The organism is Corynebacterium sp. ACRPS (genome assembly GCF_022346005.1).
GTDB lineage: Bacteria > Actinomycetota > Actinomycetes > Mycobacteriales > Mycobacteriaceae > Corynebacterium.
Map to the genome: position 1 here is coordinate 58,264 of NZ_JAKRMY010000001.1, position 15,625 is coordinate 73,888.

The 15,625-nt window shown below is 59.4% G+C and carries 15 protein-coding genes; 4 read left to right on the forward strand and 11 right to left on the reverse strand.

What is annotated here, in order from left to right:
- Positions 1 to 102: 102 nt before the first annotated feature.
- Positions 103 to 990, reverse strand: a complete 888-nt coding sequence (locus tag MHX65_RS00270) for a DoxX family protein (protein ID WP_239267694.1) — start codon at positions 988 to 990, stop codon at positions 103 to 105.
- A 195-nt stretch (positions 991 to 1,185) separates the two neighbouring features.
- On the opposite strand from MHX65_RS00270, the gene MHX65_RS00275 reads away from it, so the two are divergent.
- The gene (locus MHX65_RS00275) at positions 1,186 to 2,283 is read left to right on the forward strand and encodes a glutathione S-transferase family protein (protein ID WP_239267695.1); all 1,098 of its coding nucleotides are present in this window, start codon (positions 1,186 to 1,188) and stop codon (positions 2,281 to 2,283) included.
- Here MHX65_RS00275 and MHX65_RS00280 read toward each other — a convergent pair.
- Positions 2,252 to 3,124 (reverse strand): ArgP/LysG family DNA-binding transcriptional regulator, encoded by an 873-nt coding sequence (locus MHX65_RS00280; protein ID WP_239267697.1) that lies wholly within the window; start codon positions 3,122 to 3,124, stop codon positions 2,252 to 2,254. The genes MHX65_RS00275 and MHX65_RS00280 overlap by 32 nt on opposite strands.
- A 69-nt stretch (positions 3,125 to 3,193) precedes the next feature.
- On the opposite strand from MHX65_RS00280, the gene MHX65_RS00285 reads away from it, so the two are divergent.
- Positions 3,194 to 3,913: a LysE/ArgO family amino acid transporter gene (locus tag MHX65_RS00285; protein WP_239267699.1), complete on the forward strand. Its 720-nt coding sequence runs from the start codon at positions 3,194 to 3,196 to the stop codon at positions 3,911 to 3,913.
- A gap of 113 nt (positions 3,914 to 4,026) precedes the next feature.
- Here the strand turns inward: MHX65_RS00285 and MHX65_RS00290 are convergent, their stop codons facing one another.
- The 3 genes from MHX65_RS00290 to gatB form a co-directional block, all read right to left on the reverse strand.
- On the reverse strand, positions 4,027 to 5,457 hold the full coding sequence (locus MHX65_RS00290) for a YkvI family membrane protein (RefSeq protein ID WP_239267701.1): 1,431 nt from the start codon (positions 5,455 to 5,457) through the stop codon (positions 4,027 to 4,029).
- Positions 5,458 to 5,659: 202 nt separating this feature from the next.
- Complete coding sequence (locus tag MHX65_RS00295) at positions 5,660 to 6,712, reverse strand: NAD(P)-dependent alcohol dehydrogenase (RefSeq protein ID WP_239267703.1); 1,053 nt, start codon at positions 6,710 to 6,712, stop codon at positions 5,660 to 5,662.
- A 127-nt stretch (positions 6,713 to 6,839) separates the two neighbouring features.
- Positions 6,840 to 8,345, reverse strand: coding sequence for an Asp-tRNA(Asn)/Glu-tRNA(Gln) amidotransferase subunit GatB (gene gatB / locus MHX65_RS00300; RefSeq protein ID WP_239267705.1), 1,506 nt, complete (start codon positions 8,343 to 8,345; stop codon positions 6,840 to 6,842).
- A 57-nt stretch (positions 8,346 to 8,402) separates the two neighbouring features.
- Here gatB and MHX65_RS00305 point away from each other — a divergent pair, with 57 nt between their 5' ends.
- Positions 8,403 to 9,188, forward strand: coding sequence for a DUF4261 domain-containing protein (locus MHX65_RS00305; RefSeq protein ID WP_239267707.1), 786 nt, complete (start codon positions 8,403 to 8,405; stop codon positions 9,186 to 9,188).
- On the opposite strand, the gene MHX65_RS00310 is transcribed toward MHX65_RS00305, so the two are convergent.
- The 3 genes from MHX65_RS00310 to MHX65_RS00320 all read right to left on the reverse strand — a co-directional run bounded on the left by MHX65_RS00310 (position 9,185) and on the right by MHX65_RS00320 (position 12,656).
- On the reverse strand, positions 9,185 to 10,150 hold the full coding sequence (locus MHX65_RS00310) for a bile acid:sodium symporter family protein (protein WP_239267709.1): 966 nt from the start codon (positions 10,148 to 10,150) through the stop codon (positions 9,185 to 9,187). The two genes, MHX65_RS00305 and MHX65_RS00310, sit on opposite strands and share 4 nt — an antisense overlap.
- A 73-nt stretch (positions 10,151 to 10,223) precedes the next feature.
- Positions 10,224 to 11,255, reverse strand: coding sequence for an ATP-dependent 6-phosphofructokinase (locus MHX65_RS00315; protein WP_239267711.1), 1,032 nt, complete (start codon positions 11,253 to 11,255; stop codon positions 10,224 to 10,226).
- Positions 11,256 to 11,279: 24 nt separating this feature from the next.
- Positions 11,280 to 12,656 carry a DHA2 family efflux MFS transporter permease subunit gene (locus tag MHX65_RS00320; protein WP_239267713.1) on the reverse strand — a complete coding sequence of 459 codons (1,377 nt, stop codon included), beginning with the start codon at positions 12,654 to 12,656 and terminating at the stop codon, positions 11,280 to 11,282.
- A gap of 47 nt (positions 12,657 to 12,703) precedes the next feature.
- Between MHX65_RS00320 and MHX65_RS00325 the strand changes: the two genes are divergently transcribed.
- Positions 12,704 to 13,027 carry a membrane protein gene (locus MHX65_RS00325; protein WP_005282483.1) on the forward strand — a complete coding sequence of 108 codons (324 nt, stop codon included), beginning with the start codon at positions 12,704 to 12,706 and terminating at the stop codon, positions 13,025 to 13,027.
- A 77-nt stretch (positions 13,028 to 13,104) separates the two neighbouring features.
- Here the strand turns inward: MHX65_RS00325 and MHX65_RS00330 are convergent, their stop codons facing one another.
- The 3 genes from MHX65_RS00330 to gatC form a co-directional block, all read right to left on the reverse strand.
- Complete coding sequence (locus MHX65_RS00330) at positions 13,105 to 13,620, reverse strand: META domain-containing protein (RefSeq protein ID WP_239267715.1); 516 nt, start codon at positions 13,618 to 13,620, stop codon at positions 13,105 to 13,107.
- A 104-nt stretch (positions 13,621 to 13,724) separates the two neighbouring features.
- A complete protein-coding gene (gene gatA, locus MHX65_RS00335; protein WP_239267716.1) occupies positions 13,725 to 15,212 on the reverse strand; it encodes an Asp-tRNA(Asn)/Glu-tRNA(Gln) amidotransferase subunit GatA in 1,488 nt (495 codons plus the stop codon).
- Positions 15,213 to 15,509, reverse strand: coding sequence for an Asp-tRNA(Asn)/Glu-tRNA(Gln) amidotransferase subunit GatC (gene gatC, locus MHX65_RS00340; RefSeq protein ID WP_005280231.1), 297 nt, complete (start codon positions 15,507 to 15,509; stop codon positions 15,213 to 15,215). It abuts the gene before it with no gap.
- Positions 15,510 to 15,625 lie beyond the last annotated feature (116 nt).

Sequence of the window (15,625 nt, forward strand, 5' to 3'; positions counted from 1 at the left end):
TGGCAATTCTTTCACTTTCCATGATGGAAAGCAAGGGTGAAAAGAAAATCCCCACCGCATTAACTGCGGCGGGGTTCCACTTACGCGGTAGCGAGTAACAGGCTAAGCGATGGGGTTTACGGCTGCGCCAAAGAACCACACGGCAACCAAGATGGCGATACCGACCACCACAAAGACCCACGACGTACCCAGCGGGCGCCGCGCCCAAGAGCGACCAAAGTCCAAGGAAATGAAACCAGGACCGGTAAATTGCAGGCCAATCGCGATAACGAAAAGGACCAGCGATAGCCATACCGAGTCCGGCCAGTCAAAGACCTGCAGACCAGCGCCCGATTCCGCCAGTTCGTGCAAGGCGGTGAAACCGGTAACGACCAAACCGAGCATGGCCGCAAGAGGGCTAATCAGGCCCAAAAGGAGGAATGCTCCGGCGATCAGCTGCACGGTTGGTACCGCCAAGGCAAAGGAATTAGCCCAAGCGTACTGCGAGTAATCGCTTTCCAGTCCGGAGACTCCGGCGCCATCGCCCAGCGAGAAGAACGTGGACACGCCAGCGATGATGAGGTAGGCGCTCATAGCCAAGCGGACAAAGAAGAGGCCAAAGTCAATGGTGCCGCGGCGCCCATAACGCTTGTAGCCTTCCTTATCCTCCTGTTCCTGCTGAAGCTTGCGCTCTTGTTCCGCCAGCTCTTCTGGACTCAAGCCGGCATCGTCTGCCGCAAAACCTTCGGCCTGCGACGCCGCTGCGGGATCCAATACCGCGGTATCCTCACCTGCGGATTGCTGGTTTCCCTGCTGCGTGGCCCCATTAGCGGCATTGGGCAAAACCTCCGTCTCCGCCGCCTCTTGCTTCTGCGGCCGAATTTCTTGCGGTTCGGCGCGCCCTGCGCGGGCAAAGACATCGGGGTTATCCTGCCGCATGGAATCATAGGCTGGAACGTTAAGATCCTCGTCTAAGGGATTGGCTTTATCCGGTTGCTGCTTATCGCTCATATGACCAACTTAAGACAGTTGCCTGCAGTTTTGCGGTACCGTTATCGGCGCGCCGCAATTGTCCCCGCACTCCTCTTCCCCCAGCCCCCATCTTGTTGTAATATCAACAATGTCACATAGTTGACATATAAACATTAATTACCGGCGGGGACACTTTCCCCGCCTTATGAATCCACCAGAATTGGGAACGAATCGATGACTTCACACGACTCCGACTGGGCCGGAGATGCCCGCAATGCTTCACCAGATGGCGAGTTTATTCGCGATACCACCTATATCGAAGACCGCATTTCACCAAAGGTATCCGAGATAACCGCGCAGGATGATGGCACCTTTTACTGGCCCATGGAGGCTGGCCGTTACCGCCTGGTGGCGGCCCGTGCCTGCCCGTGGGCGCACCGCGCGGTCATCGCTCGCCGCCTGTTGGGCTTAGAGGACTCCATTTCCTTGGCCCTCGCCGGGCCCGTACACGATGCGCGGTCCTGGACATTCGACCTCGACGAGGGCGAAGTAGACCCGGTTTTGGGCTACAAGCGCCTGCAGGAAGCCTACTTCGAGCGCTTTCCAGATTACCCCCGCGGAATTACTGTGCCAGCCTTGGTAGAAGAATCCACCGGCCGGGTAGTCACCAATGATTACCCCTCGATGGTGCGCGATTTTATTGAAAAGTGGACGGACTTCCAGGCAGAAGGCGCTCCCGATCTCTTCCCTGAACAGCACCGCGAGGAGATGAACGAGCTCAACGAGTACATCTTCCACGGCATCAATAATGGCGTGTACCGCTGCGGTTTTGCCGGCTCGCAAGAAGCCTACGAAGAGGCTTATGACCAACTGTGGGAGGCGCTCGATTGGGCCGAGGAGCGCCTGGGCACCCAGCGCTATATGGTTGGCGATCACATTACCGAAACCGATATCCGCCTATTTGCCACCCTCGTGCGCTTCGATCCCGTGTATTACTCGCACTTCAAGTGCTCGCGCCACAAGATCCAGGAACTGCCCAACCTGCGCGGCTACCTGCAAGAACTATTCCAGCTACCGGGCTTTGGTGATACCACCGATTTCACCGAGATCAAACAGCACTACTTTGCCACGCACACCGAAATCAACCCCACCCGCATCGTTCCGGTGGGACCGGATATGTCCTGGCTAGCAGAGCCGCACGACCGCGATCGCTTTGGCGGGCAGCCCTTTGCCCCTGGCGTGCGACTCCCGGGCCCCATTCCCTCCGGCGAGGAAGTAAAGAATCCGGAAGACTTTCAGCTTAAGCTCTTCCCAGCCCCGCAGCCGCGTTAATCACAGACCGCGTCAGATCGCTTAAGACCTCGGATTCTAGGCGCCAACGCTGCCAGTAGAGGTCGATGTCGAGCTGGTGGTCATCGAGAAGCAGCAGCTCTTTCGATTCCACCAGCGGCTGGGCCTGGACCTGCGGCAAAAGCCCCCACCCCAGGCCCACGCGCACGGCCTCCAGGTAGCCTTCCGAAGAGGGAATTTGCGAGACCCGTGCGCGCACGACGTGGGAGTCAATAAAGCGCTCGCGCATGGCATCATCGAGCACTTGGTCATTGGGGCCATAGCCCACCAGCGGCATCGTCTCCCAGGTAAACCGCCCTGAATGAAAGCCTTCCGCGATATGCGGGGCGGCAACGGCGAAATAGCGCATGGTCCCCAAAAACGTGGAATCGCACCCGGATACCGGCGAATGCTCCCTCGTTACCGCACCCAAAACATCGCCGCGCCGCAGCATCGCGAGCGTGCGGGCCTCATCCTCAATGCGTATGCGCAGGGCAACGTCTCCCTGCTGCGCGGTATCGCTTAATACCTGCGTAAACCAGGTGGCGAGCGAGTCGGAGTTGATGGCCACCGACAGGGGCACGCGCGCTAGGCGCTGGCCCAACCGGGCATCGGTTTCCGCCTGCACCAACGCCATGCGCCGGGCCGCCTGTACGAGGACTTCGCCGGCTTCCGTCGCCCCCACCGGATTCGCCCGCCGCACCAGCACACGGCCGGTGCTCGCCTCCAACGCCTTAATGCGCTGGCTTACCGCAGATGGGGAAATCCCCAGGACCGAGGCGGCGACCTCAAAGCTTCCTTCCTCCACGATGGCCAGCAAGGTTTCCAAATGTACCGGGTTCATGAAGCTATTCTAAACCATATGAAGATAGATTAACTGGACTTATTTACCGCTTGGATCCACACTAGGGGCATGTCCATCGTGCTTGCTGGTTTTGTGCTTGGTTTATCCCTCATCGTGGCCGTCGGCCCCCAAAATGCGATGCTGTTGAAATACGGCATCCGCCGCGATCACATCGGGCTCATCATCGTGGTGTGCGCGCTTTCCGATGTCATCCTCATTACCTCCGGCACCGCCGGTGTCGGCTACCTGGTTGAGCGCTTTCCCAATGCGCTTGAGGCGCTCAAGTACATCGGCGCGGCATACCTCGCCTTTTTCACCTTCACCTGCTTCCGCGATGCCTTCAAAACCAAGGGCGAGGCCATCGACGTGGAATCCACTTCCCCTAATTCCACCGAGGAAGTCGCGACCTTCGACGGCGACACCACGGGTGGGGCCGGCACCGGGCACGGTTCTGTCGCCACAGCTACCGCCACCCAGCGCCAGGAAATTAAGCGCTCTCCCTCCTGGGTTAAGCCACTACTTACCGCGCTGGCGCTAACCTGGCTCAATCCAGGCGCCTATGTTGATGTGCTGGTCATGCTCGGCGGCATCGCCAACCAGTATGGCGACCCCGGCCGGTGGCTTTTCGCCGGCGGTGCCATTGCCGCCAGCTTTACGTGGTTTCCCGTCATTGGCTTTGGCGCTGCCCGCTTCTCCCACGTCCTCTCCCGCCCCGAGGTATGGCGCTGGATCAACGTTGGCATCGGCGTCATCATGGTTGGCCTGACCCTCAAGCTCCTCCTGCTGTAATCCCTTGGCCAGCTCCAGCCCTAAGCGTTAAAAGGGGCATCGGCAAGCACAAGGCATAGAAAATCCCTCCCCGGGAAATCCTGGGGAGGGAAATTTATTGCTCTAAGGCGAGATTACTTCTGGGAGCTTTCCGCTTCGGAAGACTCATCGTCTTCCTCTGGGTCACCGATAGCACCGGTTTCTTCGATCCACTTTTCAATCTCTTCCGGCGAGCGGTCGTGCTCTACGCCCTCGCGCTCGATGTAGTAGGTGTGATCGTCCTGGTTTTGCTTCTCAAATTCTTCCTTATCAAAGTCCACATCGTCATCACCGTCAAGCTTTTCCGTCACCTCGGTCACGAGCTCTTCATAGAGGGATTCGCTATCCATATTGGAATCCTCGAGGTGCTGGCCAATCTCGTCGTCGTAGCGATCTGCGTCGTATTCCTTGTTCGGGTTCAGCTTCAGGTGCATCAGCGAACGCACGCGCTCGCGGCGCAGCGCCTCGTCCTGAATCTTGGACTGGCTGCGGAACCATGCGAAGACCAAGACGGCCACCATCGCGATGCCCATGTAGCCGATGACCGGGTAGACGTACTGCATCAAGGTCTTGAAGCCGAAGAAGGAGACGCCGAAACCTGCGAAACAGCCGGCGATGAAGATAACGCGGAACTTTGCCTCATTGCCCGCGGAAAGGCGCTTACCCAATGCGTAGAACATACCAATGGCGGTATTGAAAATCATCAGGTAAATAATGATGGCCATGATTGCGCCCAAGACTGGGTTGACGCTATCGACCAAGGACAGCATCGGGATATCGGAGCCCTCAATCTCCTCGGCGTTCATCAGCAGGGAGAAGCCTGCCAGGCCCATCATGACGGAGTAGACGATGCCGCCTACGATGCCGCCCCAACCGGCCTCACGGGGGCTAATGTTATCGCCGCCGATAACCAGCGACATCGAAACCGCCAGCATCAAAGCTAGGCCGTTGTAGTTCAGCGCGGAGACCAACCAGTTGCCGATCGGGGTATCGATTTGGCTGGAGGCTTCCATTGCCGCACCGATATCGTCCGGCATATTGAACATGGTGTAGATGGCCACACCAATGACGGCAATAATGATGGACGGCGTGAGCATACCGATGACCTTGGACACCTTATCGACGTCCATCATACCGACGGCAATCACGAGCCCCAACATCAGCGTCGAGCCGATCCAAGCCTGCCAGCCAAATTGCTGCTCCATATTGGAACCGGCACCGGCCAGCATCACGAAGCCGATGGCGAAGAGCGTGATGATAACGGCGACGTCCAATAGCTTAGACACGATAGGGTGGGTGACCTTGCGGAATACCGTGTTGTGCTCAGTGGCGTGGAAATAGCTGCCCAATTGCAAGAACACGGTGCCCGCCAGCGTCATAATGGCCGCTGCGACCACAATGCCGGCAATACCCCAGGTGCCGAAGGCGGTGAAATATTGCACGACCTCTTGGCCCGTAGCAAAGCCCGCGCCTACCAGCAGGCCCACGAAGGACATAGCCATGGCGAGAATATTTTTATAAGACACAGTTGCCTAACTTTTGTAGCGGATAATTTTCACACACCAGTGCGCGCGTCCTAGGCCCCCTCCTTATCCCCCGACGCGTGCGGGGAGGCGCGGCGCAGGAGTGTGCTCCTGTGCACATGGTACGTAACCCAATAACGAAATCCTACTTGCACGTGCGTGAAATACAATACATCATCTTTTGTCGATGAAGTAGCTTACATACTTAATCCGCGAAAGTTTCCGTATCGATGACAAAACGGAACTTCACATCACCGGCAACAACCCGCTCATAGGCTGCGTCAACGTCATCAACGCCCACCTTTTCGATGACCGCGCCGATGCCGTGTTCTGCACAAAAGTCCAGCATCTCTTGGGTTTCGGCAATGCCGCCAATATTGTTTCCGGTCAATACTTTACCGCCACCAACGAGGTTGCCCATCGTGATTCCCAGTTCCTCCGGCGGCAGGCCGACCACAGACATGATCCCCCGCGGCTTCAACAGCTGCAGGTAGTCATTGAGGGAATAGGAGGCGGAAATAGTAGACAAAATCAGGTCAAACTCGCCCTTGTGGTTGGCAAAGAAGTCGGGGGCCTCACCCGTTGCCAACACCCGCTGCGCGCCGAGCTTGTAGGCTTCTTGTTCCTTGCGCAAGGAGCGGGAAATGACGGTGACCTCAGCGCCCTTGGCGGCGGCGATCTGCACGCCCATGTGGCCCAGACCGCCAAGGCCAACGACGGCTACCTTATCGCCTTCCTTGACCTGCCACCGGGCCAAGGGCGAGTAGGTGGTAATTCCGGCGCACAAGAGCGGGGCGGCAACATCAAAGTCGAGGCCTTCCGGAATCGTCAACACAAAATTCTCATTGACCACGACCTTTTGCGCATAGCCGCCCTGGGTAATGGTCCCATCGACGTCTTCAGAGTTATAGGTTCCCACCGAGCCGTTCAGGCAGCTTTGCTCCTGCCCATTGCGGCACTGCTCGCACACCCCGCAAGAGTTGACCAAGCAGCCCACACCCACGCGGTCGCCTACCTTAAACTTGGTGACCTTGTCCCCTACCGCTTCGACCACGCCAGCGATCTCGTGGCCCACCGTCAGCGGGAAGTGGGCCTCGCCCCACTCATTGCGAATGGTGTGAATATCCGAGTGGCAAATGCCTGCCGCCTTGATATCGATGACGACGTCATCTTCGCGCGGATCGCGCCGTTCGATTTCTACGGTGCGAAAAGGTGCATCTGGGCTCGTTTTTTGCAGAACTTTAGATTTAATTGGCATGTCACATAGTCTACGCTTTGCCGTCCTGACCTGCCCAAATGAAAACTATGGTCAATTTAAAAACCACGAAAGCCAGCCTCCGCCCCTTGTGGAAGCAGGGACGAAGACTGGCTAGATTAGTGGCGTATTAGCTCAGCTTTTCCGCGATCAGCTTATTAACCTGACCCGGATCCGCCTTGCCTTGCGTCGCCTTCATCACGGCACCGACGATCGCGCCGGTGACCTTCTTATTGCCGGCGCGGTACTTCTCCACGATGTCCGGGTTTGCGGCCAAGGCATCATCCACGGCCTTTTCGATGGCCCCATCATCGCGCACGACCTCGAGACCGCGCTTGGCGACGACCTCATCAACATCGCCCTCGCCCGCCAGTACGCCATCGACGGCTTGGCGCGCCAGCTTGGTGGTCAGCTTGCCTTCCTTGACCAAGGCGATGACGCGGGCGATGTGGGCCGGGGTGATATCCAGCTCAGCCAGGGTCTTGTCCTGCTCATTGGCCTTACCTGCAAGATAAGACACCCACCAGGAACGAGCCTCGTCCGGCTTCGCGCCGACTTCGACCGTCTCCACGATGAGATCCAGCGCGCCCGCGTTGACTAGGTCGCGCATCTCCTCGTCCTTAATGCCCCACTCCTTTTGGATGCGGGCGCGGCGGACCCACGGCAGCTCCGGAAGGGTTGCGCGCAGCTCTTCTACCCACTCGCGCGGGGCGATGACCGGCGGCAAATCCGGGTCATTGAAGTAGCGGTAATCTTCCGCGGTCTCCTTCGGGCGGCCCTTAGAGGTAGAGCCATCGGTTTCTTGGTAGTGGCGGGTCTCCTGCTCGATGCTGCCGCCATCTTCTAATACCTGTGCCTGGCGCTGCATCTCAAAGCGTACGGCCTGTTCGACCGAGCGCATGGAGTTGATGTTCTTCGTCTCGGTACGGGTACCGAATTCTTCTTGGCCGATAGGGCGCAAGGAAAGGTTGGAGTCTACGCGCATGGAGCCTTGATCCATGCGGGCATCGGACACGCCCAACGCAGCGACGAGCTCGCGCAGCGCCGAGACATAGGCCTTTGCCACCTCGGGGGCGCGCTCGCCGGCGCCGATGATGGGCTTGGTGACGATCTCAATGAGCGGAATGCCCGCGCGGTTGCAGTCCACCAGGGATGCGGTAGCGCCGTGGATGCGGCCATCGGCGCCGCCCAGGTGGGTCAGCTTACCGGTGTCTTCTTCCATGTGGGCGCGCTCGATTTCCACGCGCCATTCCGTGCCGCCTTCCAGTACGACGTCGAGGTAGCCGTCATAGGCAATCGGCTCATCGTACTGGGAAATCTGGTAGTTCTTTGGCTGGTCCGGGTAGAAATAATTCTTGCGGGCAAAGCGCGAGGACTCCGCGATGGAGCAATTAAGCGCCAGGCCAATCTTGATTGCACCCTCCACGCCCTTGGAGTTAACCACGGGAAGAGCCCCGGGAAGGCCCAGCGATACCGGATCGGTATTGGAGTTAGGGGCTGCGCTGAAGTTCGTGGCGGATGTGGAAAACATCTTGGTTTCCGTATCCAGCTCCACGTGGACTTCCATGCCCATTACCGGTTCATACTTGTCGAGGACCTCGTCGAAGTCCATCAGGTCATACATCGCAGCAGTCATGCGTGCCATCTTAATACGTCCGTGCACTCTCGCGCGCTAGCCCCTAGGGTGACTGTCATGACGACTCCACATACAGTAGACACTTCGCTTGTCGATGCCCCACTCATCAACATCGCGGTCTTTTCCACCGCCCCTACTACCGATGAGATCAAAGACGCCGTCAGCGGCATCTTTTCTGCGCGCGTCGGCGAAATCACTCCCGGCAAGAACCCAGGCAGCCTTGTAGTTCCTATCGATGGCGCGTTTCTCTTGCATTACCAGACCATTGATTCTGCACCCACCCCAGATAGTTACGGCCTCCACCCCATTTTGAGCGCCGATGCCTGCGACCTCAACACTGCGGGATCCCAGGTGCTCGTCTCGGTCCTTCCTGATAACAAGGAACACGACCTTTCCCATCAATTTCGCGAGCCGCGCCGCGAGCACCTCGATCTGCTGTCCCAGGCGACGTCCGCCGTAGCCCAGCACCCCAATTGCCTCATCATCCACAACCCGCGCGGGAACGTCTCCATCTCCCCGGCGATGTTTAATGACGCCGTGCGCAATAACCTCGCACCCATGCACATTGCACCGGTGTGGATTACCCAATCGGGCGGCGAGCTCCGCGGCTACTCCATGGGCCTAGTCCAAGCGGGTCACCCGGAAATCCAGGCACGCACCAGCTCGATGGATCCCACGGACCTCTATTACAAGCTGGCAAATATCGCCGACCACATCCTGCAAGGCGCCACCGTCAAAGGCGGCGATACCTTAGCCTTCGAGGAAGGCCAACCCCCGCTCACCATTACGGAAGAGCCCTGGTTCGTAGACCAGGACTTCCCCGCTGTCACCATTAATTTTTAGCTGACTGCACCCTTGCGGGCATCGCTAAAGCGGCACAGCGCTGCCAAAATCGCGCCGGACAGGTTGTGCCACACGGAAAAGACGGCGCCGGGCAAGGCGGCCAGTGGGCTCATGTAGGAAGAGGCAAGGCTGGTAGCTAGCCCGGAATTTTGCATTCCCACCTCCACGGCCATGGTGCGGCGCACCGGAACCGGCTGGCGGGTAAAAAGGCCCGCGAGATAGCCCAGCCCATAGCCGCACGCATTGTGAATAACCACGGCGGCAAAGACCAGCGCACCGGCGGTGGCTATATTGTCCTGCGCGCCGCCGACCACGATGCACACGATCAAGGCAATCGCGGTAACGGAAATCCACGGCAAAGCCGCCTGAATCTTTGCCACGAGCCGGGGAAGCAGCATGCCGATGACGATGCCCGCGATGACCGGAACGAGGACCACCTTCACGATGGACCACGCCATCGATGCCGCGGAGACCGGCATGTATTCGCCCGCCAACCACAAGGTCAATAGCGGGGTGAGGATGGGCGCCAAAAGCGTAGAGATAGAGGTCATGGTCACTGAAAGCGCGACATCGCCGCGCGCTAAGTAGGACACCACGTTAGAGCTCGTGCCGCCCGGGGCGCAGCCGACCAAAATCACGCCAGCCGCAACCGCCTCTGGCAGATCCATTACTGCCACCACGGCGAGCGCGATAAGCGGCATAATGACGAACTGCGCCACCACGCCGAGCACCACCGGGAGCGGCCGGCGCGCCACGAGTGCAAAATCTACGGGCTTGAGGGTAAGCCCCATGCCGAACATGACGATGCCCAGCAACGGCGTTACCTGTGGGGCAAAGGATGCCGCGGTGCCAGGGGCGATATAGCCAATAATGCCGCCGATGATTACGAGTATGGGAAAACCCAGCGCCGCGATGAGCGCTTGCCGTTCTTCCTGTTTTTCTGTAGCGCTATCGGTACTCATATACAAAAGAGTACCCTCCCACCATGTGAGAGGACGATCTTAATATTCGAGACGACGGGGAGCTAAAAAGGCTTTAGCCGAAGAGCGCTTGCGCATTGCGGTAGCGGGCATCGGGCACCGTCTTCAGTGTGCCCACGGCCTCTTCTAGTCGCACGAGGTCGATGTCTTCGCCGTGCAGGGCAACACACATTCCCGAATCCCCGTTGTGCGCCGCGCGGGCGGCGTGCACACCGTAGCGGGTTGCTAGGACGCGGTCATACGCAGTGGGCGTGCCGCCGCGCTGGATGTGCCCCAAGACGGTAGTGCGCACGTCATAGCCGGTGCGCTTATTGATTTCATCCCCAATGACCTGGCCAATCCCGTTGAAGGTTTGGTGGCCAAATTGGTCGACGCCGCCGGGTTCGAACTCCATGGTGCCCTCCTTCGGCAGGGCGCCTTCGGCCACGCAAATGATGCCGTACTTCTCGCCCATCTGGAAGCGGCGTTCCATCGCCTTGGTGATTTCCGCGATATCGAAGGGCTCTTCTGGGATCACCGTGTAGTGTGCGCCGCCGGCCATGCCGGCATGCAGAGCAATCCAGCCTACGTGGCGGCCCATGACCTCCACGATGAGGATGCGGTTGTGCGACTCCGCCGTCGTGTGCAGGCGGTCGATCGCATCAGTTGCCACCGATACCGCAGTATCAAAGCCGAAGGTATAGTCCGTGGCATTGACGTCATTATCAATGGTCTTCGGCACGCCCACGACGGGGATGCCATTATCGTTAAGCCACTTAGCGCCCTTGAGCGTGCCTTCGCCACCGATGGCAACGAGGGCATCGACCTCGGCCTCGCGCATATTCGTCTTGATCTGCTCCAAGCCGGCCTTGAATTTATCGGGGTGCAACCGGCCGGTGCCCAAAATGGTGCCGCCACGCAAGAGAATCCGGTCGATGCTGGCATCGTCGTAGAGATCGCGCCGGCGATCTTCTAAAAGGCCAACCCACCCGTCTTCGTAGCCCACGACGGTATCGCCAAATTCGTTGGATGCGGTTCGCACAACCGCACGGATTACAGCATTCAGGCCGGGGCAATCGCCACCGGAAGTCAGTACAGCTAGACGCATGATCCCCAATTTAGCGCAGGATTTTTATCCATGCAGCGTGTCCACGTAGCGCAGTGAGGAGATAAGTCCCACCACCAGCGCGATAACAATCACGAGAATCGAATTGATGATCGCCGTAGTCGGATTACCCGTTTGCATTACGGCGGAGACTAGAGCCACGCCTACCACGGATCCCACCTGGCGGGAGGTGTTATACGCCCCCGACGCCGCGCCCATGTGGTGAGGTGAAATATCGCGCAGCGTCGTTGCCGCGTTGGAGCCCCAGATAAAGGACTGGCCGATTCCTAGAACGGCGATGGGCAGGGACAACCACCACGGGTTGGCGTCGGCATGCATGACCCACCAGGCCAAACACAGCGAGGCGATCATAAGGCTAAATCCCACCAGCCCCATCAGGCGCGGATTCACCACGTCCGTGAGGATGCCGGCGATGGGTGACATCAGCATGGAGACCAGCGCCATGGGAGCCACGATGATGCCGGCCTCACCGGCGGATAGCCCCTTGACCGATTGCAGCCACAACATCACCGGCAGCATGACCGAAGCCGCCATAAAGCCCATGGTTAATATGCCCACGTCGCCGGCCGCATAGTTGCGGTTGTGGAAGAGCTCCACCGGAAAGAGAGGCGTGGAACCGCGGTCCTGCGCGCTAACCTGCAAGCGCACGAACGCGATGCTTGCGACTATGCCGATGGCAAGCACCACCAGCACCCGCCAGTCCCAATCCAGCTCTGGGCCTTGTTGAATGCCAAAGACGATGGACCCTAGCGCAATGAGCGAGACTATGGCCGAGGGCTTATCGATGTCCTGGGCCGTGGTCGGCAGCTTCGGTATCCACAGCAGGGCCAGCACGATGGCGGCGATAACAAATGGAATATGCACCCAGAAGGCCGCCTGCCAGCCAAAAGAAGCCACGAGGAACCCGCCGAGCAGCGGCCCAGCCAAGGATGCCACCGAACCGATAATCCCCCATACCCCCAGCGCGCGCCCACGGCGCTCGCGGGCGAATACCCGGTTAATAACGGACATCGTCTGTGGCATCTCCAGCGATGCTCCGAGACCCTGCACGATGCGCGCGACGATGAGCACTTCTATCGACGGCGCCAGCGCACACGCTACTGCGCCGATCCCAAACAGCGCCACGCCGATGCAAAACAGGGCGCGCTGACCGAGGACATCGCCAAGCCGCCCCGTAAAAAGCAGCGGCACTACGACGGCAAGCAAAAAGGCGGCCGAAACCCACATGATTTCATTGACCGTGGCGCCCAAATCCGCCTGAATCTCCGGCAAGGCGATGGCTACCATCGATTGGTCCAACAGGGATACAAAGAAACCGAGGGATAGGGCAAACATGGCGAGCCATGCTTGGCGCTCCGATGGCAGGTTAGTCTCCGCAATCATGGCAGGAATTCTAGCGGGGCACACAAATCAGGCCTAGACTGGCCACCATGTCCATGATTGATATCAAGAAACCGCAAGACGTATCCACCGCCACCACCGTTACCCTCGGCCTTATCGGTGGTTGGGTCACCGCCCGCGAGACCGGCATTCGCCCGCTCGGCGGCGTCATCCTCGGCGCAGCGGGCCTATGGGCCGGCCGTTCTTGGGCCAAGAAGACCAACCCCGCCACGACCGCAGGCCTGTCCGCCCTGTATGTCGGCGCGTTCGGCGCCTCCCACCCATTGGCAAAGAAGATTGGTTCCTGGCCAGCAGTCCTCGCCGTGACGGCCGCCTCCGCAGGCGCTGCCTACGCGCTTTCCGATGCCAAGTAGTCCACCCCGCCACATACACAACAGCACCATGGTCCCCCGCCAAGGAGGATCATGGTGCTGAATGGTTTTGTGAGTATTTACTCCACAACGTTGAAGACAACGGCGTTGTCCTCAGTGCCCAGTGCGGCCTGGCCGTCAGGCAGAGCATAGAAGGAAGGCTCGGACTCGAGGACGTCACGCAGGGAATCAGAAAGTGCCTGGGTGTGGTCATCACACGCCACCTTGGTGGAGACGAAGTCACCTACGTGAATGGTGCCATCCTTATCCACATCGTAGGAGGTGGTGTAGGTATTGCAGCCATCATCGAGAACCAGGGACTGATCCTTGTCGAACTGCACGGTGAACTGACCGTCTTCCTTAACGGAGTGCAGCTCACCGGTGATGGTCTGGCCCTCGATGTTGGGCACCAGCTTGTCAGCGTCTGCCGGCAGGGATTCCACCAGGTCGCTCTTGGCGGTGGTGTCTGCCACCTCGGTGCCGGGCTCAGCCGGTGCCGGGTTTGCTGCGGGTTCCTCAGCGTTTGCTACGCCCATGGTCATGAGCGCAGCTGCGGAGACGGACATCGTCGCGGTTGCAATCTTTTTCAAAGTCATACCCATTAATCTACCCCTGCCGGATGGGCATCCAACAGGGGTGTAAACGAATCGTTATCTAATCCGCAGCTATTTCACAGTGACAACGATTTTAGATAGCGCGGCTAGCTTTGGCGCTTAGCTTCATAGGCTGCACCCACCTTGTACAGGCGGTCATCCTGGAAAGCCGGTGCCATGATCTGCAAACCGGTAGGCAAGTTGGTATCGGCGGCCAGGCCGGAAGGCACGGACATGCCGCACAGGCCGGCCAGGTTTAGCGGCAAGGTGCACAGGTCGAAGTTGTACATCGCCATGGGGTCTTCGGCCTTCTCCCCCAGCTTGAACGCGGTGGTTGGGGTGGTCGGCGAGACTAGTACGTCAGCCTGCTCAAAGGCGCGGGCAAAGTCCTGGGCCACGAGGGTGCGCACGCGCTGCGCCTGCAGGTAGTAGGCATCGTAGTAGCCCACGGACAGCGCATACGTGCCCAGCATGATGCGGCGCTTGACCTCGGGGCCGAAGCCCTCTGCGCGCGACTGGGACATGACCTGCTCCGCGGAGTGGGATCCGTCATCGCCAGCGCGCAGGCCGTAGCGCATGCCATCGAAGCGGGCCAGGTTGGACGAGACCTCACACGGCATGATCAGGTAGTAGGCAGCCAAGGCCTCGTCGAAGTGCGGGCAGTCCACCTCGACGATTTCCGCGCCCTGCTCGCGCAGCTGTTCCACGGCGGCGTGGTAGTTCTCCATCACGCCGTCCTGCCAGCCATCGCGCTCGAATTGCTTAATGAGGCCTACCTTGACGCCGCTCAGATCACCCTTCGCGCCTTCGCGGGCGGCCTCCACCACGGGGGCAACAGGCCTGTCCACAGACGTGGCGTCGAAGGCATCGTGGCCGGCAATAACCTCGTGCAAGAGCGCGGTATCCAGGACGGTACGGCCACAGGGACCCGCCTGGTCCAGCGAGGACGCGGCTGCAATCAGGCCGTAGCGAGATACCGTGCCGTAGGTGGGCTTTACGCCCACGGTATTGGTCAGCGCCGACGGCTGGCGAATGGATCCGCCGGTATCGGTACCAATACCTAATGGAGCTTGCCCCGAAGCCAGCGCCGCTGCAGTGCCGCCACCGGAACCGCCCGGGGTGCGCTCGGTGTCATACGGGTTGTGAACCGGGCCAAATGCGGAGTTCTCATTGGACGAACCCATCGCAAACTCATCCAGGTTCGTCTTGCCAAGGATCGGGATGCCGGCCTCGCGCAGGCGCTTGGTCACCGTCGCATCATACGGAGACATGTAGCCTTCGAGCATCTTGGATGCGGCGGTAGTGGGGGCATCGGTAGTAACCAGCAGGTCTTTTAGAGCCAGCGGCACACCGGCCAGTGCCGATGCGGGCTTTTCGCCGGCGTCGAGGGCCTTATCCACGACATCGGCAGCCGCCAATGCTTCCTCCTGCCCCACGTGCAGGAAGGAGTTGAGTTCCGGGTTGGTTTCCGCAATGCGATCCAAAAAGGCCTGGGTGACCTCGCGGGAGGTCACCTCGCGCGCGTGAATCTTGTCCGCCAGCTCGGCGGCGGTCAAAGAGGTCAGCCCCTCCGCAGGTACGACAACGTTGGTCATTTACTCTCCTCCCAAAATCTGCGGCACGACGAATCGCTCATCTTCCACGGCCGGCGCTTGGTCCAAGGCCTGCTCGGCGGTAAGGGTGCGCACGATGACGTCTTCGCGCATCGGTGCATCCACGGAGTGCGGGTGGCTCATCGGTTCCACGCCTTCAGTGTCCACGTTCCTTACTGCGGAAACGGAATCAACAATTTCATCAATCTGGCTTGCGAATTGGGCTAGCTCTTCATCGCTTAATGCCAGGCGGGAAAGCTTGGCAAGGTGGGCTACCTCATCACGCGAAATCTCAGACACGCGAACTCCATCCTTTTTCCATAATCGACGCGCAGGTGAAAATTATTTTCCCGCGCGTACTATGTAAATTGCTAAGGCTCCATGATACTGCACCAACCCGCGCGGTTGCCGAGTCA